Origin of the sequence: Rheinheimera sediminis (assembly GCF_004005375.1) — a bacterium.
Lineage (GTDB): Bacteria > Pseudomonadota > Gammaproteobacteria > Enterobacterales > Alteromonadaceae > Pararheinheimera.
Map to the genome: position 1 here is coordinate 99,267 of NZ_RZUF01000018.1, position 22,596 is coordinate 121,862.

At 44.5% G+C, this 22,596-nt stretch carries 22 protein-coding genes; 5 read left to right on the top strand and 17 right to left on the bottom strand.

The window, feature by feature from the left end:
* Positions 1 to 579: 579 nt before the first annotated feature.
* The 4 genes from EMM73_RS13585 to EMM73_RS13595 all read right to left on the bottom strand — a co-directional run bounded on the left by EMM73_RS13585 (position 580) and on the right by EMM73_RS13595 (position 5,761).
* A complete protein-coding gene (locus EMM73_RS13585) occupies positions 580 to 3,567 on the bottom strand; it encodes an ExeM/NucH family extracellular endonuclease (protein WP_127687158.1) in 2,988 nt (995 codons plus the stop codon).
* A gap of 297 nt (positions 3,568 to 3,864) precedes the next feature.
* Positions 3,865 to 4,809 (bottom strand): capsular polysaccharide export protein, LipB/KpsS family, encoded by a 945-nt coding sequence (locus tag EMM73_RS13590; protein WP_186435224.1) that lies wholly within the window; start codon positions 4,807 to 4,809, stop codon positions 3,865 to 3,867.
* A 138-nt stretch (positions 4,810 to 4,947) separates the two neighbouring features.
* Complete coding sequence (locus EMM73_RS20075; RefSeq protein ID WP_186435225.1) at positions 4,948 to 5,106, bottom strand: hypothetical protein; 159 nt, start codon at positions 5,104 to 5,106, stop codon at positions 4,948 to 4,950.
* Positions 5,075 to 5,761 carry an HAD family hydrolase gene (locus EMM73_RS13595; protein WP_222422666.1) on the bottom strand — a complete coding sequence of 229 codons (687 nt, stop codon included), beginning with the start codon at positions 5,759 to 5,761 and terminating at the stop codon, positions 5,075 to 5,077. The genes EMM73_RS20075 and EMM73_RS13595 overlap by 32 nt, the downstream gene beginning before the upstream one ends.
* 272 nt (positions 5,762 to 6,033) lie before the next feature.
* Here EMM73_RS13595 and EMM73_RS13600 point away from each other — a divergent pair, with 272 nt between their 5' ends.
* The 4 genes from EMM73_RS13600 to EMM73_RS13615 all read left to right on the top strand — a co-directional run bounded on the left by EMM73_RS13600 (position 6,034) and on the right by EMM73_RS13615 (position 9,772).
* The gene (locus tag EMM73_RS13600) at positions 6,034 to 7,074 is read left to right on the top strand and encodes a DUF1852 domain-containing protein (protein WP_261373410.1); all 1,041 of its coding nucleotides are present in this window, start codon (positions 6,034 to 6,036) and stop codon (positions 7,072 to 7,074) included.
* 44 nt (positions 7,075 to 7,118) lie between these two features.
* Positions 7,119 to 8,159 carry a methionine synthase gene (locus tag EMM73_RS13605; RefSeq protein ID WP_127687162.1) on the top strand — a complete coding sequence of 347 codons (1,041 nt, stop codon included), beginning with the start codon at positions 7,119 to 7,121 and terminating at the stop codon, positions 8,157 to 8,159.
* A gap of 112 nt (positions 8,160 to 8,271) precedes the next feature.
* Positions 8,272 to 8,574 carry a helix-turn-helix domain-containing protein gene (locus EMM73_RS13610; protein ID WP_127687164.1) on the top strand — a complete coding sequence of 101 codons (303 nt, stop codon included), beginning with the start codon at positions 8,272 to 8,274 and terminating at the stop codon, positions 8,572 to 8,574.
* Entirely contained in the window at positions 8,564 to 9,772 is a 1,209-nt protein-coding gene (locus EMM73_RS13615; protein ID WP_127687167.1) for a type II toxin-antitoxin system HipA family toxin, read from the top strand. Before EMM73_RS13610 ends, EMM73_RS13615 begins: the two co-directional genes overlap by 11 nt.
* 36 nt (positions 9,773 to 9,808) lie before the next feature.
* On the opposite strand, the gene EMM73_RS13620 is transcribed toward EMM73_RS13615, so the two are convergent.
* The 10 genes from EMM73_RS13620 to EMM73_RS13675 all read right to left on the bottom strand — a co-directional run bounded on the left by EMM73_RS13620 (position 9,809) and on the right by EMM73_RS13675 (position 17,770).
* Positions 9,809 to 10,138 carry a nucleotidyltransferase family protein gene (locus tag EMM73_RS13620; protein ID WP_127687169.1) on the bottom strand — a complete coding sequence of 110 codons (330 nt, stop codon included), beginning with the start codon at positions 10,136 to 10,138 and terminating at the stop codon, positions 9,809 to 9,811.
* Positions 10,125 to 10,553, bottom strand: a complete 429-nt coding sequence (locus EMM73_RS13625; RefSeq protein ID WP_127687171.1) for an HI0074 family nucleotidyltransferase substrate-binding subunit — start codon at positions 10,551 to 10,553, stop codon at positions 10,125 to 10,127. Before EMM73_RS13625 ends, EMM73_RS13620 begins: the two co-directional genes overlap by 14 nt.
* A 289-nt stretch (positions 10,554 to 10,842) precedes the next feature.
* A complete protein-coding gene (locus tag EMM73_RS13630; RefSeq protein ID WP_127687173.1) occupies positions 10,843 to 12,366 on the bottom strand; it encodes a Fic family protein in 1,524 nt (507 codons plus the stop codon).
* 965 nt (positions 12,367 to 13,331) lie between these two features.
* The gene (locus EMM73_RS13645) at positions 13,332 to 13,829 is read right to left on the bottom strand and encodes a preprotein translocase subunit SecB (RefSeq protein ID WP_127687175.1); all 498 of its coding nucleotides are present in this window, start codon (positions 13,827 to 13,829) and stop codon (positions 13,332 to 13,334) included.
* Entirely contained in the window at positions 13,813 to 14,358 is a 546-nt protein-coding gene (locus EMM73_RS13650) for a type II toxin-antitoxin system MqsA family antitoxin (protein ID WP_127687177.1), read from the bottom strand. Before EMM73_RS13650 ends, EMM73_RS13645 begins: the two co-directional genes overlap by 17 nt.
* Before the next feature lie 14 nt (positions 14,359 to 14,372).
* On the bottom strand, positions 14,373 to 14,795 hold the full coding sequence (locus tag EMM73_RS13655; RefSeq protein ID WP_127687179.1) for a hypothetical protein: 423 nt from the start codon (positions 14,793 to 14,795) through the stop codon (positions 14,373 to 14,375).
* Between the two features lie 195 nt (positions 14,796 to 14,990).
* Positions 14,991 to 16,052, bottom strand: a complete 1,062-nt coding sequence (locus tag EMM73_RS13660; RefSeq protein ID WP_127687181.1) for an ImmA/IrrE family metallo-endopeptidase — start codon at positions 16,050 to 16,052, stop codon at positions 14,991 to 14,993.
* Positions 16,053 to 16,142: 90 nt separating this feature from the next.
* Positions 16,143 to 16,937 (bottom strand): hypothetical protein, encoded by a 795-nt coding sequence (locus EMM73_RS13665; protein ID WP_127687183.1) that lies wholly within the window; start codon positions 16,935 to 16,937, stop codon positions 16,143 to 16,145.
* Positions 16,938 to 16,950: 13 nt separating this feature from the next.
* Positions 16,951 to 17,316 (bottom strand): hypothetical protein, encoded by a 366-nt coding sequence (locus EMM73_RS13670; protein ID WP_127687185.1) that lies wholly within the window; start codon positions 17,314 to 17,316, stop codon positions 16,951 to 16,953.
* 79 nt (positions 17,317 to 17,395) lie between these two features.
* The gene (locus EMM73_RS13675) at positions 17,396 to 17,770 is read right to left on the bottom strand and encodes a hypothetical protein (RefSeq protein ID WP_127687187.1); all 375 of its coding nucleotides are present in this window, start codon (positions 17,768 to 17,770) and stop codon (positions 17,396 to 17,398) included.
* Between the two features lie 130 nt (positions 17,771 to 17,900).
* Between EMM73_RS13675 and EMM73_RS13680 the strand changes: the two genes are divergently transcribed.
* Positions 17,901 to 18,116, top strand: a complete 216-nt coding sequence (locus EMM73_RS13680) for a hypothetical protein (protein WP_127687189.1) — start codon at positions 17,901 to 17,903, stop codon at positions 18,114 to 18,116.
* Positions 18,117 to 18,143: 27 nt separating this feature from the next.
* Here EMM73_RS13680 and EMM73_RS13685 read toward each other — a convergent pair whose 3' ends face one another.
* From EMM73_RS13685 to EMM73_RS13695, 3 genes are all read right to left on the bottom strand, one after another.
* Entirely contained in the window at positions 18,144 to 18,566 is a 423-nt protein-coding gene (locus EMM73_RS13685) for a hypothetical protein (RefSeq protein WP_127687191.1), read from the bottom strand.
* Between the two features lie 106 nt (positions 18,567 to 18,672).
* Positions 18,673 to 20,517 (bottom strand): UvrD-helicase domain-containing protein, encoded by a 1,845-nt coding sequence (locus tag EMM73_RS13690; protein WP_186435229.1) that lies wholly within the window; start codon positions 20,515 to 20,517, stop codon positions 18,673 to 18,675.
* 5 nt (positions 20,518 to 20,522) lie between these two features.
* Positions 20,523 to 22,430 (bottom strand): ATP-dependent nuclease, encoded by a 1,908-nt coding sequence (locus tag EMM73_RS13695; protein ID WP_222422667.1) that lies wholly within the window; start codon positions 22,428 to 22,430, stop codon positions 20,523 to 20,525.
* Positions 22,431 to 22,596 lie beyond the last annotated feature (166 nt).

The following is a 22,596-nucleotide window of genomic DNA, read 5'->3' on the forward strand; positions in this document are numbered from 1 at the left end:
ACTTTTTTGATTTAATGAATTAAATCAACGAAATAACATTGTTACGTTAAGCAACCAAAGTCTTTGCTGACTGAATGCACAGATTTTTGTGGATCTCAAGGCGCTTTGTCGTACGCCATAGCAAGCTATGGCTAGACGGAGCAACGCAGAGAGGCGCGAAAAGATGTCTATTCAGTGGCACCGCTTATCCCGAGCTCAGGTTAGTTAACAAAGAAGCCTGCAATCAGTGCCGTTATTAAGCAAAAAAGTGGCAAAACAGCAAGCTTTGTTGCGGATGGAATGGCTTCAGCAAGCACACATCAGTATTGTAATAACGGGTAGTGCATTAGGTTCATACCAGTACCATGGTTTCGCCAGACGATTAATCTGCAACACTTGGTAAGGACAGGTTGCAATGAGCTGGTCAATTCAATGCAATTATTCACTCTTGCGAAAATAAGGTGATAAAAAAAGGGCTCAACTGCTTGGTTGAGCCCTATTGTTGATGAGTTTAAGCAGAGGTGAGAACACTTAACCGGTCGGCAATAGCCTAGTGCGCCTGTTTTGGCCCCTCACCCAACACTTTCAACTTCGACCAAATTACTTCGTTTTCATACGGCGACCTAAAGCAACCAGCGCCAGCATCAGAGTCCAACCCCATGGCATTGAACCTGAATCTTTCTTCCGCGTCACTTCAATATCAAGAGTTGCAGTGTTACTGACATTCAAACTGTCAGTGACTGTTAATGTCAACTTATACTTTCCAGCAATCAGGCGGCCGCCGATCCGGATCTTGTCGCCATCAATCACAAACCCAGGCGCACCTACCAAAGTAGCAGATTTGAATGTCGCCCCTTCACCGACCATTGTCGTTGCAAAACTCGCAACTAAAGTGCCAGTCGCGGCATCATCCTGCACTGTATTCAAAATGCTAGTCAAAGCCACTTCTGGTAATTCGGCTTCGTTGCTCAATTGAACCTTCACCTCAACAGGCTCAGACTTCAGCCCTCCCTGCTGCTCTGCCACAACCTGAACACTGAGCTGACTGGCCGATTCAAAGTCTGGATTAGCTACTTCCGACAGTCTAAGTTCTCCATCAGAGCTTAGCGTAAACCAGTTGGCCAACTCACCAGAAAGCGTATAAGCCACCACAGGACGCAAAGATGAGGTTGTCAGTCGCCCAACTAAAGCACCTGCCACTGCATTTTCTGACAAGCTAAAGCTTTGTGCTGTGACAACAGGTAAGGTGTGACGTATAGAAATCAGCACTGGATCGTGGTCAGAAGAGCGATAAGGCGTTGACGCGTAGTAGTTTGCTCTCGCAACGCTTGATTTAAATTCCTCGTTGTAATCCAACACTGTTGGCTCGTCAGCGTTGATATGCCATTCAGTCACATCAGCTACTACAGCACGTAAAGCTGAGTTAGCCAACGCATGATCCAAACTACCCGCTTCTGCGCTGAATACGTACGAGTACTGCTCTGGGCCATGTAAAGCATTGCTCAGTTCAATATAGCCTGCATTTTCAAAGGCTTTGATTGGGTCTTCTTTTAGGTATGCGTTAATGTCACCTAAAATCAAAGTCCGTAAATCACTGACAGTTTGCCCCGTTGCCAAAGTCGCTTTGGTTGGATTAGTAGCCAACCAACTGCTCATCTTTTCAGCAGCAGCAACTCGGGCTGCATTCCAGCAACTCTGGCCATCGCCAGAATCAAGGTTGGCAACGTCAGTTTTGTCCCTGGGACAACTGCCTTTAGATTTTAAGTGAGTCACGACCATCTGAATGCTTTCTGCCGACACTTTATGACGGAAGGTTTGAGCTACAGGAGGTCTGCTGCCAAAATCAAAAGGGGTCTCAGTGGTATAGGCCGCTGTAGCCGCTTCTTCTACTCTGTCTTTGCGGTAAATAATGGCAGATGTAATGGCATCAGAACCAATTTTTTCCACTCCAAAGTTCACAAAAGCCCATAGGTCAGCGCCAGCTGTTTCATTTAAACCACGGACTAGATCAGCCAAAGCGCTGGTGTCGCTGAAACCATCGTTCTCGATTTCAACTAAGCCAACAATATCTGCATTTAATGCACTAATTGCCGAAATGGTTTTGCTGCGCTGCTTATCAAATTCAACTGAGCTGGAGGCACCACGGGATGTCGGATAACCACCACCCTGACCATCGCCGTTGAAATAGTTCAAGACGTTGAAACTGGCGACCTGGAAATCACCAGGGTTAGTGAACACCGGAGCCTCGGTACGTAGATTTTTCGCCACAACGGTAACAGGGCTAACTGGATGTAACCGATATTTGCTAAAACCATAGCCCATAATGGCAACGACCGGAGATACTTCGTCACCTGAACGCAGAGTATTGTCGGCGGTTAAACCAGGCGCCGGATAAGGCGTATCAATATTTTGCAGGTTAGAACCGTCATCCAGAGTCAGCTTGTCCAATGCATTAGCTGCGGCTACAGCTTTGGCAGCATCACCCGGCTCTGCGACTTGAGTCGGAGTCATCAGACGCTTGCTGGACAGTGTCAGCTCGTTGTAGCGTCCAAGACCAAAAGTTTCAGTCACTACCAGCGACTGAGTGGTTCTCACCAACATGCCTTCCAGAGCTTCAAAACTGTCAGCGGCAGCCATAGGCAACTGCACAGTCACCGCATTAGGTAAAACGCCGTCTCCACACAGAGACACAGCTTCCAGTTTGGCTAATTGAGTTTGACCAAAACTTTCTTCCGCTACGCCACTGACGCGAACTAACTGGCCTTGGCTAACGTCAGCATTAAGACTGTTACTGACAAACACAGCTTCAGAGGTGGCTGAATTCTGATCATCACGTGCCGCGTCTTGCTGTATATAGAAACCACCTAAGCCTCTAGTGCCAGCAAAATTAGCTGTAACTACGCCCTCTACTGTCACAGTTTGTCCGGCCAGAGGAGTACTGGCTCCGTCGCCTTGCACAGCTGAAATAAGAGTTACCGCATCACCGCAAACACCGTGTGGATAGGGTTCAGGCTCACTACCAGCTCCTGTACCGTTGTACAAACCCAGATCGGAGAAATCATCAATAGCAAAAGCGTCATATTGCACTGAAGGATCAAAAGCATCTGTTGTGATCACATCACCTGAGGTCACACCAGATTTACGCCTTAATGTCATATTTACAGTAGAAACGCCATTAGCGCTCCAAGCCTGATTCGGTCTTTCACCTACCCGGCCTAAACTATCTACGATCACCGAATTGGCTTTGAGAACTATAGCGTCATCGCCATTGTAATTCAGGCCTGCCAGGCTGTTTGATTTCGCTTTTAACGCATCATTGCCAGATGTATGACCAATGACATACACAGCGTTAGCTGCTAACTGACCGCTCAAACTTATGGCTGGGCTTGATGCAGTGGTGTTGCCATTGGCATAAATTTCCAGCTTGTATTGCGATAAATCTACTGCTTCGGTACCCAGATTCACCAGTTCAATAGCTTTGTTATTGCTGGATCCTTCTACGTATTCAGAAATAATTACATTGGCTTGAGCTGAAAAACTCAACGCCTGAGCAACTGCCAGGGCAGCAAGGGAAAGACGAATGGTCATTAATGTTCCTGTTGTTGTGTATGCTTTTAAAAAAGTGGGTCGGTAGCATACAATGCCCAACAATGAATGCAATTGAACTATATGAACTTTTTGTGAAAGTGAGACGCTGAACAAAGCGAGATAGCGAAGGTTTTTTAAAGTTCCCACTTACTGCCTGAGGAATGATTGAACGAAATCAGCCTGTCTAGTGTTGTCTGTTGCCTTAGATCCAATGGCGTCACAGCGCCATTCGTGTCTCTGCTAGAGCCCTATTTAAGCGGTCTTTTGTCTTAAGCTATATTTAGCATCCAGCAGTTATCAAAGGTAAGCGTCCAACGCCAGAAAACTGCGCTGCGCAATTTTCTCCACACAAAAATTCTGCTGCTGTACATCGAATTGCCATAACATCAGCGCACTAAGTAATTCGGTTTTTCTATCGGCATGCCGGGTTAATAAACAATCCCCTTCGATGATCGTTTCTGCGCCATACAACTCGGCTTCAAACAATACGGTGGAATTGATGCCATGCACCTTAGTCGCCCCTTTGATCAGAGCACGGGAACAGTCTGCAGACCAATAGCTACGGGCAGATCTCAACTGATAGTTGGTGTTATCACGTGGATGCCGTTTAAAGACTAAGGTCTGGTTCGGATAAAGCGCTTCGATATAATCGATAAACTCTTGCATGCCGTTTACAAATCGCGAATTTAATTGAACATTTGAATCCTGAGCCAGTTGTAATGGCACAAAAACATAGTCCTGCTGGCCAGCATAAGTGGGTACCCCCTGAAAAAACAACTCGCGTTTTTGCTGCAAAATCGGCGTAACATCTTCAGGCAACCAGTTCAGATCATTGGCCGCAAGGCTGGAATCAACATTAATGCCCTGTCGGTCAAAGTAGATATACTGAGTTTGAGGGAAAAAGCCACATTCAATAAAGCTATATTGCAAGCCATTGGCGCGCATAAATTGCTTTAACGGCTCAAATTGTGGCACTGAACCACTCCACAACAAAGTGCCTAAACTCCGCTGAAAAAACTCCACAGGCAATGACTGCAGTGGGTGGCGATAGACCAGACTAATGCCTAATCTTTGAAACCAGTCGGCAAGAGCAGCTAGCCAAATAGGCACTTGTTCTACAGGATTCAGCGTAAAAATAATCACATAAGATGAGGCAGGCTGAGCCTGGTAAAAAGCACTATTGCATGCTGATATATGCACAACCTCAGTTGCGCTGATAGAAATTGCGTTTGATTGACCCATCTTGCCCGACATACCTTTGTTTCTATGTATTCAAAAAGTGCACACCATGGCTTTTGTTTCAATTTCAATCAATAATTTAATTAAAAATCACCAATAAAACAGCCAAGGATAACAGTGCCTTGATCAGCCCGGATATCCCTAAGAGTAGAACAAAAAACTAAAGCGTAAACCAATAAGCTGTTGTTTACGCTGTTTCTGTGACAATGAGTCAATTTCGCCGGAAAAAAACTGAATAGCAGCAGAGGCGAGCTGTTCATCGCTTGGGTTAAATTCTGTTCCACTGATAGTATTTTTCATCAGCTAACGCCAGTAATTCGCGGTCTTCTTTGGTGTCGCCATAAGCATAAATTCGGTCATAGTGGCTTAGATTCAGCAAAGCCCTCACCCTATTGGCTTTTTCTGCACCACAGCAATCAGCCCCTTGGTGATAGCCTGTTAGCCTGTCTCCTTCAGCTTCAAGGCTGGAGGATAACAACTCAATGCCCACTTGGTCGCACCAGGGTTTAAGGTAAAGATCCAAAGATGCTGACACCAGCACTACTCTGTCGCCGGCGGCTAAGTGCCATTGCAACTTTTCCATCGCCAAAGGCCTGATCACAGTAGGCAAGAACTCAATTGCATGCTTTAGCCCCAGCTGTTCCAGTTCCATTTTTGAGCGTCCGGTCAAGGCCAGTTTGATCAGTAAGCGGCGCATTTGGGAAGAAGACACCAGGCCAATCCGATAAGCAGCTATAACAGGGAGCAGTACCAATCGACCCCAAAACAGCCTGGCTGGCGATATCACCTGTTTGATAAAGGGCGTAAAAGTGTCGCAGCGGGTTAAGGTGCCATCGAAGTCGAATAACGCCAGGTCGTTAGAGTTATTCAGACCCAGAGGAACATCGGCTAACGCCATAGGCTTATATTCTGTTAATTTATCGGCCTTTGGTGCAACTGCGCTTTGGTCTGACATCAACAAATTCCTTTTTCTGAAAACTAAATGCAGCGACAGATTAAAGCTGGATTGTAACTTTTTTAGCTAAAACATCGAAAAAAATGACGGCCAAAAATCTATTTAACCTGAGCTCGGGATAATGAGTGTCGAATTGCCTCAAGTATCACGACAGACAGACTCTGAACCCCAACATGAAGATCCCTCATAGTGCAGATGAAATAAAACCATTGTTCTTCATCCAGCCATCCGCGTATAACACACCCATCAACTTTAGACATCCAGACTTCTTAATGGATATCCAAGCCACACAATGGGACACAGATACGATGAACAACTTCAAATTCAGCATTCACAGCATTGGTTTTGATGAAAACTATCAGCCAGCCAACAACACCCGTATTACCACTAACTTTGCCAATTTGGCCCGCGGTGAGCGCCGTCAGCAGAATTTGCGCAACACTCTGGCCATGATCAACCAGCGTTTTAATAGCCTGGTAGGTTGGGACAACCCAAACTCAGATCGTTATTCGCTGCAGCTGGATATTATTTCTGTGGCTATCCAGATAGAGGGCGCCAGTGCAAACCATGATCAGCAGTTCCCGGCCATTGAAGTACTAAAAACTACCATTGTCGACCACAAAACCAAGCAACGCATTGAAGGTATTGTTGGCAATAACTTCTCCTCTTACGTGCGGGATTATGATTTTAGCGTGGTACTGCTGGAACATAACAAAAACCAGACGGGTTTCAGTATTCCGGATCAGTTTGGTGATTTGCACGGCACTTTGTTCCAATACTTTGTTAATTCAGAAGCTTATCAGCAACACTTTCACAAAAAACCTGTGATCTGCCTGAGTGTGTCCGACAACAAAACTTATCAGCGCAGCAGCAACCAGCACCCGGTGTTAGGGGTGGAATACCAGCCAAATGAAACGTCATTAACCGAGCAATACTTCAAAAAAATGGGTTTAGAGGTGCGCTACTTTATGCCTGCTGGCAGCACCGCACCTTTGGCGTTTTACTTCTTTGGCGACCTGCTGAACGACTACAGCAACCTGGAGCTGGCGAGCACCATCAGCACCATGGAAACCTTTCAGCGCATTTACCGGCCTGAAATTTACAACGCCCATACCGCGGCAGGAGAGCGTTATCAGCCGAACTTAAAAAACCCTGATCACGCCCTGACCGACATTGTCTATGACAGAGAAGAGCGCAGCCGCTTGGCGGTAGAACAAGGCAAATTCGCACAGGAGCATTTTATAAAGCCGCACCAGGCGCTGTTAAGCCGTGTGCTGGCACAAAGCTCTGCTGGCAAACCAGCACAGCAATAGTAAACCCAGCAATGAATTCAATTAAACCAAAGAGCGACCTATTGATGAAAAAATTACTCCCTACGTCCACAGCTGGCAGCTTACCTAAACCTTCATGGCTGGCCCAACCTGAAACTTTATGGTCGCCGTGGAAATTGCAGGGCGAGGAATTAACAGACGGCAAACAGGACGCTTTGCGTTTGTCGCTGCATGAACAAGAGCTGGCTGGCATTGATATCGTCAGTGACGGCGAACAATCACGCCAACACTTTGTCACCACCTTTATCGAACATCTGGACGGCGTAGATTTTCAAAAACGCGAAACAGTGCGTATTCGTAACCGCTACGATGCCAGCGTGCCTACAGTAGTTGGCGCCGTAAGCAGGCAAAAACCAGTTTTTGTTGAAGATGCGAAGTTTTTACGCCAGCAAACCAAGCAGCCTATCAAATGGGCACTACCTGGCCCTATGACCATGATTGATACGCTGTACGACGCGCATTACAAAAGCCGTGAAAAACTAGCCTTTGAGTTTGCCAAAATTCTGAATCAGGAAGCCAAGGAACTGGTTGAAGCCGGTGTCGATATTATTCAGTTTGATGAGCCGGCTTTTAATGTGTTTTTTGACGAAGTCAACGACTGGGGTATTGCCGCTTTAGAGCAAGCCGCCGACGGCCTGAAGCAACTGCAATGCGAAACCGCAGTGCATATTTGCTATGGCTATGGCATTAAAGCCAATACCGACTGGAAACAAACGCTAGGCTCTGAGTGGCGTCAATACGAAGCAGTATTTCCTAAACTGCAACAATCCAGCATCGATATTATCTCGCTGGAATGCCACAACTCGCGTGTTCCTATGGAGTTGCTGGAACTGATTCGCGGCAAAAAAGTAATGGTCGGCGCTATAGATGTCGCTAACCACAACATTGAAACGCCAGAACAAGTAGCAGCCACGCTGCGTCAGGCGCTAAAGTTTGTCGACGCCCACCACCTCTACCCATGCACCAACTGCGGCATGGCGCCGCTACCGCGTCATATAGCACGGGGCAAACTCAATGCCTTAGCAGCAGGGGCAGAGATAGTGCGCCGGGAGCTGGCGGCGAGGTAGTCAGCGATCAAAGACTGCTGTGTAGCATCGGCTACAACACAACAGACGGCAGTTGACAACCAAAGTTAATGAGCCATAATTTGTGCATTAATATATTAATGCACAAATTATAATGCAAAAAGAAGCAAGCTCACTCAACCAATCTCTAGGGCAACTGGTGAAACAAATCAGGGCTGAATCTATGGATCAATCCGAGCTTGCTGTGCGGGTTGGACTAAGCCGTAACACCATCTCCGCTATTGAAAATGGCAAAGCAGTAAACTCTGAAGCCCTGTTTGCAGTGCTGGCTCAGCTTAATTTATTGCAGCCGATCACGGCTGTAGTAGAACAGCAACTGGCCCAATTCAATAACCAACCGCAGAAAAAGCAGCGCAAACAACGCAAAGCCAATCCGGAGCTATCGAATGACTTCTGAGCAGGCTTATGTATTTATTGATGGCCTTGAGCAACAGCCGGTGATTTGTGGTGTGGTCACGTTAGATCCAACGCGGCGCTATGGTGAGTTTCGATATGGTAAAAGCTATTTAGCCCGCCCTGACGCCTTTCCTCTGGACCCGCTGAACTTACCTCTGTCAGAACAGCTTTACAGCACCAGCACTGGCAAAGCAGTATTTGGTGTGTTGTTGGATGCAGGTGCAGACGCATGGGGCCAGAAAGTAATTTTGTCCTTGCATAAAACCAAGCCACAAAATGCACTGCAGTTTTTATTGGCAGGCTCCGGCATGGGAGTGGGCGCTTTAGTTTTTAGTTTATCCCGCAGCTCGTCAAAACCTAAACTCAACAAAAATACGCTGGGCGATTTACCTTTGCTGCTCAAAGGCAAAGACGCCATATTGAAAGACGAAGCCATACCAGAGGAAGCAAAAAAAGCTTTTGAGCATGGTTCCAGCATGGGTGGTGCCAGACCCAAAACCTTAATCACAACAGGTGACACAACCTTTTTGGCCAAATTTAACAGGCCAGATGATTTGTTTAATCAGGTAAAAACAGAGCACGCCTGTATGCGTATGCTGGCAGAATTACCAGTGCGGGTTGCTACAACCAACGTCGTCACAACGGCTACCGATGATGTATTGCTGGTGGAACGTTTTGACTGCCATCAGCAGCGCCCTACTCACCACTTTATCAGCGCAAACTCGCTGATCAACGCAGTCACAGTCAATAACGCCGCTTTGAGTAGCAACTACAGCTATGGTTTTCTTGCCGAATTTTTGCGCACCCAAGGCGTAGAACCCGAAGACGCACACGAGCTCTACCACCGTATGGTGTTTAATGTGTTTATCGGTAACACAGACGATCACAGCCGCAATCACGCCTTGCTGTATTCCTTCACCGATAAAAACTGGCGTTTGTCCCCCGCGTATGACGTATTACCTGTCAATAACAGCCGCCAGCATGGCATGGGTATTGGCGATTTTGGCCGGGATGGCACTATCGAAAACCTGTTGTCGCAGTCATTACGTTTTGGCTTAAAACAGTTTAAAGCCAAAAAAATCATCGAACAGGTAGCAGCCTTAAGCCGCGAATGGCCTTTTTACTTTAAACAACACGATGTAGGCGAAGGCGATTTGGAACGTTTAAAAGCTGTGATACCGATAATTAAGTTGGATTGAAGACAATGTCAGGGAGGTGTCGCAAGCCGTTCTGGATTATTGCCCTGTCTGCAACACCACATATTCATCTTCAATATTGGAATGAAAGCTTGTCGGTAACAAAGCCCAGTCGTGCACATCCACCAGTATTGGCAAATTGCTTTGTTGCAGTGCTTCTTTTAATTCACACCAATCGCTTTGAGCCAACTCCAGATCTGCAGTGTTACGCAAAACAATATCCAAATCGCTACCTTGATGTGCATTGCCTGTAACCCTGCTGCCGTAAGCCCAGACTTCAGCTTTTGGCACATGCAGCGCTAATAATTGCTGCAACAACTTCAAATGCCGGGGATCAAGCTGCAGTTTGGAAAAATCAGTGCTGGGCATCAAACAATTCCTGAATGGCCTGAGCTAACTCACGTACATCCTTTAAAAAATCAGGCAAAATTTTCAGCGTTTCGTTAGCAAAACCTTCGCCATAGTCGTGTGCAGTAGTGTTGCGGTTTGCCCTGTAATGAATCCAGCGTTCAACACCTGTGATATCCAGCAGGCCATGTTTTCCTGCGTGCCGTAACACATCATTAAACACCAGCTTATCCACTTCACGCGGACTTCCACCATATAACTTCAAGGCTTTACGTAGCAGTTTGCCGGTAGTTTCCAGCGACAATTCAAAGCTTTTGATGGCTGCATTACGATACAAATCGTACAGCACGTCAGTTGAATCTATTTCAGCTAACCGAAGGATAGCTTGTTCCAGAGTGTCGGCATGACGCTGCAAATACTCAGCAGTCAAAAACATGAACCTGGCTCCTTAAAAGTGTTACAGATCACAATGTCTGTTCGCTGAGGTAATGTTAACAGATGAAAAGCACAGCAGGCTAATTCAAAGCGAAGGGCTTGAAGACAAAACGCTGCCACAGCGACAATCTCTTTGCGATCTCCACGCCAGACATCCAATTAGTTTGATTAGATGAAATGAGGCGAATAAACCAGTTATTTGCCTCACTAGGATTAGTCAGTGCTCTTAAGCTTTGGGATTTTTTCCTGTGAGAATAAGCTGCTGACGGCGATAACTTTTTTGCTGTAGCTCAGTCTGTGGCTTTAAGCAGCGATACCAGAAACTGCGTAAAAGGCACAATATCCTGTTGGACGCTGGCAGCTTCCAATGCCTGCATATATTCATTTCGCCGCTCAACAGGCACCACTGTCCAGGGATAACCGCCTGAGGCCATCATTAAATTCATGATGAACCTCGCCATTCTGCCGTTCCCATCGAAGTACGGATGGATATACACAAAAACAAAATGCCCTAACACCACCCTGACAGCCGCATTTTGTTCTTCAGCAAGTAAATCGAATAAGGTTGGCATCATATCCCTGACAGCTTCCCGATTGGGCGGTGTATGCATCGACTGGCGAATATAAACTGGCCCAGTCCGATAACCGGCTAAGTCAGATGGCTTGATAATACCGGCCGCAACGCTTGGACCAAACAAAGCCAGGTACCAATCACTATGAGTTAGTTCCAATACTTCGCCCGGGTTTTTACCTTCCAGCACAGCCCGAACGGCTTTTTTAACTTGCAAAAACGCATCCCAGTACCCTTTCGCGGCCATAGCATCCAGATGTTTTTTGTGTTCATCTGAGCCATCGGCTTGCCATTGACCTGACCGTACCAGCTCAATGAATTCACGGCTAACCCGGTAACCTTCAATAGACAGTGAGTGGTATGCATCAGTGACATATTTATCTTCCACTTCAGCCATATAAGTTTCGATGTTGATTACTGGGTTCAGGTTGTCAGGAAAATGCGCAATCACAGCTTGCCGCATCTGGGCCCACATCAGGCGAATGCGATTGACGTAGGGTGACACTTCACGACGGCCAAAGCTTAGCTGCAATTTATCAGCGAAAGGGTCTTGTTCCTGCACTTTAAAATCGGCCGCCTGCATGCCCTTTAGAATGTTATCTGCGATCAAGTCCCTGCCGATATTTCTAAAAGCTCCAGCTAAGCGACCTGCGATTACACTATGATTGCCTGCAAGTAATACAGACAACAGATCCGAAGCATCTGCCACCATAGATAAAGCAGTTCGCAGTTGAATGGGCGCTTTTTGAAACTGGTTTGGTGAGCAATAGACCAGAGCTGCCGCCAAACTGTATACATTGAGCCCTTCTACATTTTTAATCTGTTTCAGCTCAGGCATGCTCAGTCTGACATCAAAAATCGAGGTGTTATGCAAAAATGCTGTGGGCTTATTATTGCCATTGGGAGTGCGGACAAGCAGCTGTTGAGGAACAGTTTTATCCCCTATATGCAGGCTAATCGACTGCTCCGGCGACAGACACCAGCAGCTATCGAACCGCTCTGATAAATAGGCAGCACAGAAATCCCAAAAAGAGCTATACCAAGATGTGCTGTCGCCGGGCTTTTCATCTGGCATTGCCGCTATGTACCAGCCTCGGATCACTTCCCGAATAAAGCCATGCTTCAGTAACCGCTCACGATGCACCCGACTCAGTTGCTCAGACTTTATGGCAACAACTCCCGATCCTTGCAGCTGTTGTAGCTGTTCAAGCGAATCAGCTAATTTTTGCGAAACATCGCTCATGCCAGCTCCCGACAGTTCTAAGAATTAATCTACAGGTTTTAGTGTAATACTATTTGTAGGTTTTAGTGTCATTTAATTTGTAGGTTTTGATGTATTTCAATCTATAGGTTTTGACGCATTTTGATCTGATGATGAGTTATGAAGAAGGGTGTTGGCAGATTTGAAGACTAAATAACTGGCCTTCATTGTGATACATCAACAAAACAAAGTTAAATTTCAGAGGTTTGAACTAACCCAACCTGCTCCGCCAGAATATAAAAAGCATTTCCAACACGACCTCCAAACCAAAAGACGCTACCACTTCACAATCTAGATACCGCCGCCTTGTATACCTGATTGCGATCTCTTTTCCCTACGGCCATAACAGAGACCACAATCTCCAGATCCTGCACCTGATACACAAGGCGGAAACCTGCGCTCTGTAACTTGATTTTGTAACGCTTGGTTTTTCATCGTTATTGCTGTTCAATAGATTTCCTGGCTGGCGGTTGAGCTAAACTTCGGTCGCCTTTTTCATTTCTTTGCTTTACAGATCCGGTAGCGCGCTGACTCCCGAATTAGTGGTTAATGGGAAATACCGCGTTAGTTCCCGTTTGGTGGGTGGCCATGCAGAAATGTTGAAAGTAGTGGACTTCCTGGTCGCCAAAGTGCGCGCTGAGCGTGGCCTCCAGACACCAACACCCTGATAGCCAACCTGGTGACGACCAAAAACCCGCGCTGGCAAACCGGGGCGGGTTTTTATTTGTGGCGATAATACACTTGTGTTTTTGCGGGGGAAAAGTCAGTATCAAAAAGACACCCTGCCATTCTGGTTTATCGGGGTATTGCTGATGATTTCGCTGAAGAAGGTAAACCTTGTTACGGAGGCTTCTTCATAAAACAAGGCAAACCTATAGTGGTCGACGAGTTGAATTGCGTAAAATATGTAGATTAATCATCTAAGCTAGCTCATCTCAAGGCTGATCCTAAGTTGGTTCAGCCTTCTTTTCTAAGTTTTCAAATCCAAACTGCCACATATGCACCGTTACTCTTGGCAACCTCATACGTTCTGTCTGAGACATTAAAAACTCACGCCAGAAAGGCCAGACATGATGATGTACATTCTTCTTGGCAAACTCAGCAATAGCCTCGTTAGAAATCAATTTTTTCATGGAATACTCAGCAGCAAAAGTGGCTTCTATACAAGCTTTTTGCACTGGTTCTTGCCCTTCTGCTTCCTCAACCCATCTAAAACCATAACCACACTCAACCCGCACCAAATGCTCGCCATTTTGCAATTCAATCTCAGACACCACAGGCAAAGCAGAGCGTGTTTGAGTAAGAAACTGCTCAAAGTTTTCGTACTTAGCAGGAGAATCCGCCGCAATGCTGCTTTGTACATGTGTAAGGTAAACATCGTTGATACTTAAGTTATCAATAGCTTCTTGCAGCAAGAGGTTCATAGCTTCACCGCCAACTTTCATTAGCAACTAAAGCAAGCTTAGGCTCCAGAGGCTTCACTTGTGCACCAACAGAAGCTTTAACTTTATGCTGTTCCACTTTGTTTGAATGCCATGCGGTAGCGTCTGATTTTGGGATCAACCCAACCTGTTCAGCCAGAATATGAAACGCATCCTCTGAGCTGGCTGAAAGCCGTATCAATTTATCCATGGCCTCAGATTGGGTTACATCATCGGCTTCATACTTCGCAAAAGCGACAGGGCCACCACCAAATACTCTGGCGGCCTGCGCCTGAGTAATACCAAGTTGCTCGCGAATTGCTTTTACCTCAGCGCCAGTTAAAAAACCGTCTACTTGCTTTTTAAAAGCAACCATAGCGCGCTTATTGTCACGCAACTGGGCAGCATCGGCCTGCTCTGAACCACAGTGATCACACACAGAGAAATGACTATCGATAGCTGCAGTTTTACCTTTATAGTCAACAAGCAAAGAGCCAAGCTGATGTGCTAAATGTCCTTCGCCACACAAAGGGCAAAGATCTTTACCTTGCATACAACTCTCCTTTATTAGCTACCAGATGGGTGACTGGATACCACTAAAATCACCTGCCCTGTTTTATTGATCGCAAATTTTAGATAGAACTCAGTGTTGAGGTACTGACCAACGGCTTCGTTCAGTCTTCTTTCAACCACAACGTACGCATCACAGGCAGCCCAAGCTCCATCTGGTTTTTGCCTGCACCACTCAGAGTCCTGATATCGGCCTTCGAGTAACGCTAACTTCAGTAATGCAGCAACGTCTTCCATATCCATCGACCATTTTTGTAAATCCTGAATACAACCCCTGGTCCAGGCCGTTATCCGCTCCGGCGTTAACAGTGGCATCACATCACATGCCGGATACAAAGGTCCGCCAGCAATTTTCTGCCTGCCTTGCGCTGTTGGGTTTAAGCCTTGCTGATAGCGGCTGAGAATAATACAACTTACCATTATGGTAAGTCCAAGCATTTAGTCAACTTCACTACAAAAAAGTTCATGCCTTGCTCCCTGCTTGCTCTTTCCTTTCGCCGCTCAGGTTGAGGGTTATTACTGCAGAAACTAAGTTATAGCTGATGTTCCCGTTATCAGCATCAACCCCGACTGCTGCCACAGCACAACCCAGAATATTCTCCTTACCCGCCTGCTCTAAAACTTAATCTCCGGCACCAGCTCAAGTTCTTCAAGCCGTATCGCCATAGCTTCTCTGGACACTTTAAACATCTCTGCCAGCGACAGCACATGCTGGCCTGAAATACTGCTCAGTTCAGCCAAAGCGCGCGACAAACCTCTTTGGCTCGACAAGGTTTTCGCTAGTTTGCGATCACCTGAACGGTTCAGCAGATACGCCAAAGCTTCGGCTTGCATTACCTCTTGCGGGAAACGTTCAGCAAAACGGCTTCGAATCAGCTTTTCCGGCATTAAAAACAGTACCGCAAACTTATCGGCTTCTTTTTCTATCTGATCACGTTGGCCTGCATTACTGCCATCCAAAGGTTTATCGCGATGCAGTCCGCTTTGCTGATGCATCACAGCGTGGCCCATTTCATGTGCAGCGGTAAAGTTCATCACCTCGGGCCGCATGGTTCTGGATAACTCCACTCGTTTGGAGGTTTTATCTATGCTGCCAGCCACATCTATACCAGGCTCAATCTCGCCGAGGGTGTGACGTTCATACACCTGATAACCCAGTAAATACAAAGCTAATTTAGGATCGAGCATTTCTATAGGGTCCGACGGAATACCCTGTGGCCATAACAAATGCTTTTGTTGCCAAATAGCCTGCTTAAGCTGTTCCACTAAAGCCTCAATTTCGGCCACTTTAATAGCACCATTGCCCGCTTTGGTGAGCTGGCTAAAGGTCAAAATAGGCGGTAAAGGTAAGGCAACAGGGCCGTTGTCGTCATCCAAATTATGGTAGGCGGCATAAGGGTTCTGACTGCCCTGCTGGTAGAAGTTTGAAGCGGCCAAGTCAGGGGTTTGCGCTGCTGAAACTTGTGCCAGCGCACTTGAAATGCCTTTAGCGAGTGGAAGTTGTGGCCAGATTTCGTCAGAGTTATCGCCGTTGTTGAGCGATACATAAGGGTCCTGATGCCCGTTATCCACATAAACAGGCAGCAAAGCACTAAAGCCACCGTCCTCGTCCATATGAGCATAAGGGTTATTCATTCGCAGCCTGTCGGCTTTGATCTGATCTTTTGATGCAAGCATAACTGTTACCTTTGGTACAAAAAACAATCAGTTAAGCTTAGTAGGGTTTTGGGGAAATGCAGGTGTGACGCAACCTTTCACTTAGAGGCTTTACGAATCCGAAACCTTTTTACGCAGCACTGGCACAAAATGGCTCATATCTAATTCGGTAAAATATGGCGGAAATTGATTAAATCTCTTTAACAGCGAATAAATACGCTCACAAAGCTTAAGGTATTTGGCATAAACCTTAGGGTTACCATAGTGATCTTCTAACTTCTTTTCCGTAATCTGATTGACGCGCCTCAACATCTCCAAAAACTCTTTACCAGTTGCTGTCTCAAAGTCATAAATACGTTCTTGATCCAGTACATCTTCTATTCGATTTAAACAATCAACGCCCCAGAAACCATCTCCGTAATTGGTAAATCCGATAGTGGGCAGGCCTGTTTTGTCTCTGAAATGTTTGATGAGGCTTTGATCGAAAATTACCCTTGGCCAATCCGCAAACTGGCTTTCAAGCTCGTAGGCTTTGATCATAGCTGGGCCAAAGACGCCGTCAGTTCTGTCGTGGAATAGTTCGCCGTAGGCCATTCCGCCTCTAAGAGCAATTCGCTGATTAAGATAAGTCTCTTGCAGCATTTTTACGGTAGCACTTACTAATATATTTGATGCTTGTTCAACATCTGATTCATCAGCTTCGATAGACAACACAATGCAATCACTAAAGGTCGTCGCAATTGGCTCGCTGTATATTTGACCAATTGCAATCTTATTAGATTTCAATTCACCTTTGATGTCTCGAACGATTTTGTAAACAACTTCACAACTCTGGCTTTTTACCAGCGCAGAAAAGCCTAAAATATCGAGAAACAGGCAAATTCTTTTTTGATATGCCACTTCCATAAATTGAAGCCTCTCAATTCATCTCACGCCCAAGCAGACGTGCAATAAGCCCAATGATGCCTCGCTCTGGATAACTTGCTGACTTTGCTATGAAGAAATTACGTATCGCAAAGAACGCACAGACCAACCCGCAAGCAATTCCAATATATTGAAACCAATGCATTCTTCTGTTCATCACTTCGGAAAGAGCAAAAAGTATCGGACTATCACTATGAACCAGTATTTTGCTTTCAATCCATGCCGGGATGACGAAATAGAATATGACGAAAACCAGCACACCAAATGCTAATGCGCCCCACCATGGTAATCTGGCCCCGATATATACAGTGTCGGAAATAATAGATGTCTTTGATTTTCTTCGGTAATAACGTCTTGCCATAAAATCATCATCCTTAATCCATTAAGTGAACAAACAAAGCAAAATAGCGACTACTGTGAAACAAAATAACTGAGTATGTTCAAAGATCTTCAGCTTCCCGCTCGGCCAGGTCCATTTGTTTAAGTAAATCCTTCCCTACTAAAGAAACCGCTTTCAAAATACTTTGATCAACAAAGTCCAACCTGGCACTGGTTTCATGAACCAGATGCGCTTTTTTGTAGTCTGCTTGTTTGGTAAGAATTACAAAATATGATTCCAGAAGCTCGGTAGATGTTGTCGGTCTTTGCAGGGACTTTTTCACTTTTTGGTAAAACTTATCAATCTGTTCTTCGGAATCATCTGCTTCATCATCTGTTATCTCGTAAAACAATACTTCGGCAAAGCGCCTTTGAGACCAGCCCATGCGGTCAAGTGCTTGCTTAATTTTTTCCTGAACATCCAAAACTTTTGTCATTTGTCCCCGTTTGTCCCTGAAGGGTTAGTAACTTAGCTCCGTCAGCCAAGCTCTGCAAAGCTGACAACAATGAAATATTAACTTTAAACTTCGGCCTCAGCGGAGGCCTCACTAAAAAGGAAAAGTCACTATGACTAAACCAATGACTCAAACAGACGCTTCTCGTATTCAATCTGCTCAAGCCAAAAAAGGCGGCGGCCAAGTAGAAAAGTCGTCCTTTTCGTCCCGAGCCACCAAAGCAGGAGTGAGAAATGCCAGCGGCAAAACTCCACCACCAAATGGCCCGAGCAAAACAGGTAATCCTTCTGGCGGCGGCAGAGGCAACAACCCACCAAGTAAACGCTAACCCTCGTATTAATTAGAAAGCTGGTTTTTACCAGCTTTCTGTTTGTCGGCATGACCCAATATTTGCGCTGAATAGTTCTTTAAATTCTTTAGCTTTTGCAGACAAGTCCTGAGCATCGATTTTTTGCATGGTTTTGTCCAAGGCACAAATACAGGCTGCAGCCAGGCTATCGCGTCTGTCACTGGTTAACAAAGTGCTATTGGGGTTAGCGCATGAACTAATGATCTGGTAAATAGCACCAGTTGAGTAGCGCTTGGGTTCGAGGAAGTGCGAATCGACTTTCAGCGCGCCAACAATGCCAATTATTAAGGCAGTACCTGTGCCGATCAGTGGTTTTTTATACTGCCGGAAGGAGAAGCCTTGAAAGTTTTTTTCACACTTATGGCAATGGATATTTTCGCCAAAAGCTAACTCATTGCTTTCTTTGCAGTGTGGACATTCGATATGCATATAATCCTTTTTGCGTTTTTCAAACTTCACAATAATTTGCGCTTGAAAGCACAGAGATTACCGTTTTATATAATAAACTGCATTTTAACTGACAGTTTTCTAACACTTAAATAAAAATGATTTCTTCGTTTTTAAACCAACCTTTCGAAAGCATATAATCCTTAACTTTATTTCTATTACTGGTGTAATGCACTAGTGCTAAACTCTTTTCTGCGCGACTACATATCACGTAAAACAGTCTCCTTGTTCTGTCCGGCCCAGAATCTTTACCTTCGTTAATATTTCTTTTGTCGGTATCAGAAAGTGCTTCAGCACCGAGAAGCTTCTCATAACCAAATAAAAAGCCATTTGCTGCTGCATCATCCATAACTGCAAGGACTCGCTCAAATTGCAAGCCTTTAACACCTTGATGGGTACCAAAGTCCAATTCATCGTTGAGATATTTTTTATAATTTATTAAGTGCTCTAATGGAGATGAAAGGGCAGCCTCCCACCCTTCTGTTATTTCGTTTTGTTTTTCTTCCTCAATTTCAAAAGCTTCATTCAGTGTTTTCGTAGTAATAATTTGGCTCAAAATCTCTGGACACTCTAATATTTTATTGCCGTATATAAACTCAACAATGTTCAAAATCGTGCAATTTTTATCTGCCACTATCGCGCTCAAATTTTCACAAAGAACCGAAATTGAACTGATCCTATCAAGGGAAATCTCTCTCTCAGCAAACAAAGGCGAATATTTTTTTAATATCCTCATTGTTTCAAAATCAGCTTTCCTATCCAGAGCATCGGCTAGTGGCAGTAATTGCTCAGTTAAAAAACGAAGTGTTTTACTTTCGCCTGTCAAAACACTGTCTCTTAAACTAGGCACTTCAGATAAAGGCAGGAAAAATTTATCAAACCGACCTCGTTTAGCGGCCATAGCATGTTCTAAAGTGAGACACTTGACCTTCGTTATCCAGCCAACATCACCTGTTATGGATGCCATTTCTTCTCGTATTTTAGTTTCAAGCTCAAAATTATCCGTTACTGCACTATTCACCAAGAATAATCTTACATAGCCTTCTTCGTTATCTTTTGCAGCAACTTGGCAATGTGAGTCAACCTCTTTGCGAACTTTATTTATAAGCTCGACAACTCTTTTAGGACATCTAAAATTATCGCTCTTTGAAGGAAATGCCCAATCACTTGGTAAGCCTTGTTTATTGAGGTTCTCTTTACCACCACTATAAATTCTCTGCATCAAATCGCCGAATAAGCCTAAAGAAAATTTATCGCGGTGTGCCTGCTGTGTTTGAATGAAAGCATCAAGAAGCTCTCTGTTTGTGTCTTGGCTTTCATCTATTAACAATATTGGATAGAGCTTGATCAGCAGCTTCTGCATCAAAGGTTCGGAGGCAATGAACGATGTAGCTATCTTTATGACTTCAGCATGATTTAGCGAGTCTTTGTCTGGACGATTATTTGACGGACTGTAACTAAAGCTTTTGATTTGATCGAGGTTTTCAAGCCGTTTAGTTACTGAGATTTTTTTAGCACTATTCTGAAGCGAAGTTTTACTTTGTCGGCTTCGTGCCTTTGATAATTGGCTATCTATTTCTTGTATTTGTTTCTGTAAATCAACTCTCAACCATTCCCTGGTATCTTCAGTAAAAGGGCTTATTAACTCCCATGCAAAGCTATGTATGGTCGATACTTTGAAAACTGGATCATGCTTAAGTCTATGCCTAATTTCCTCGCATGCAGCGTTGGTAAAAGTGATTATTGCGACTTTCTGCCCTCTGGAAACCAGCCCAAGAACATTAGTCAGTTTAAACGCTTCAAGTACGTTTACTAATGTCCTTGTTTTTCCAGAGCCTGCCCCTGCGAACAAGAGAAAGCTCTTCGGTGCAGCTAGATTTAGATACCCTAAGATTTCAGTATCAACATCACTAGGATTAAACTCTTGATTCACGTTACTCAATTTTTAACTCCTGCGGGAGCATCTATATCTTGAACGGGATATTCATCGCTCAAAGCACTAAGCCGTTTCTCCAACCACATCAAACCATCGTTAATGTATTCTGGAACTTTTAGCTTCTCCGGTTCAATATCAAATAATAGATCAAGCGCCATTTTCGCTTTCTCACCAGACAGTGCGCTATACAATGCACTGCAACATTCCGGTAAGTTATCTTTTAACAAAGCCTCTTTCATTTTCCCAAGCATACCTGTGGGATTATCAATGCTCTGTAGAAGAGTAATATTTGATAACGCTATCGCGTCTTCGAATGTGTATGGTATCGCTTCTTGGGTTGAAGACCTTGCTGCACCAGCCTGAACAGGAAACTCAACCAATATTCCTTTCTGGTAAACAGCTTTTACATTTCCTTTAGTTGTTGCTGATGGAGCAAGATCTAACAAGTCGTCAAGCGTTTTATTTTTAAGGTCAAACCACAACTTTAAGGTGTCACTACCTGATAGATAACCTTTGCCACGTTCAGGGAAAACTTTTTTCGCCGATTTAGAATCCTTAGCATCAGTATCAGTAATGATTAATGTGGGAATATCCAATGCTTCTATCAAAGCTTTAAGTCTGTGGGCATGAGCGCCGCCAACCTCCAAAATTGATATATAACTGGAATTAAGGCCTTTTGGCGTATCAAATTTATGCTGTATGAAATGCGGAAGCAACATTCGTTCAGCGGAGCCCTCAACCAAAATAGCGCCGTTTGCAAAAAACAAGTCACAGTGCGTTGTTTTTATATATCGTGCAACAAACTTAGCCGTTTGTTCTTCTAATGAATTTCGTTTGCTTGGAATACCAAATATTTTTGAGAGATCGACTATCTTGGAAGTAGGAATGAGACAAGTTGGTCCTGCCGGAATTCTTTTAAAATAACGAAGTTTTTCAAACTTGACTTCATGAGCAATATTGCTTGAATGGGTACTCACTAATAGTTGAGTAGTTAAACTTCTATCTACATTCTTCCTCAGCACTTCATATGCTTTTCTAATGAATACTTGTTGAACCTGAGAATGTAGATGAGCTTCAGGTTCTTCAATTAGAACTAAATGAATAGGCTCAACAGTAACATCTTCCTCACTACGTCTTTTACCTAATTTACCTACTCTTCTCCAAGCATCCCGAAAACTGATCAGTTTAAATATCATATGGATAAGATTTTTATAACCTAAACCATTATATTTTTCTGGCAATGCCAGCTCAACAGGTGAATTATTAGCTCGTTGGATATTGAAGATAACAGCAGAATCATGATCTAACCCATCAACAGGTTCAACCCTGCTTGATAATTTAATATCAGGATCACTAAACCCTGGATATCCAAGACTTCTTACTTCTCCAAGAGCATCGTCAAAGGATTCTTCGAGCCTTCGGTCAAACTGAGCTTTTGCCTCTTCAATAGCCCATAGTGCCTCTAAATCACCTTCTTCAGGAAGATCGCTCGGATTTAAATGTCGCTTATAATATTCGTTTAGCTGAGAGGATAGACCAGTAGACTTACTTGAATGTAACGCATTGGGATCATAGAATCCTCGCTGCGCCTCTATAACATCAACTTTAAATAAACCTGAAAAAGGATAGCTCTCTAGTGGTTCACTTCCTTCAGGAAGAGCCTGAGGAGTTTGTCCGTTGTCTAACACTACCAATTTAGGATCTAAAAGATATGCTTTAATCTCAAAATGAGCAGATAGTTTTCGATCTAAATAGTCTCTAAGATCTCTGGGCCAAAGTTCTAACTTTCTCTCTTTGATATCATCAGCTTTTTGTTTTAAGACAACTTCTCTGGCTGCTCTGAAATCTGTCAAGAACGAATCTCGAAGTTTTACTATATCTTTTGGCTGATAGATTAAACGAACCCCCAAGTTCCCGCCTTGCCATTTCAAATTGGGTATTAGATGTGCGACATAGTTAATATCATCACTTTCAGCTTTAATCCATACATCAATAGACGGGCATAAACTGTACCAAGCATCCAATGATTCGGATTCAGCCGTTGTCTGCGTATTCTGCCCCAAAGTGAACACCTAT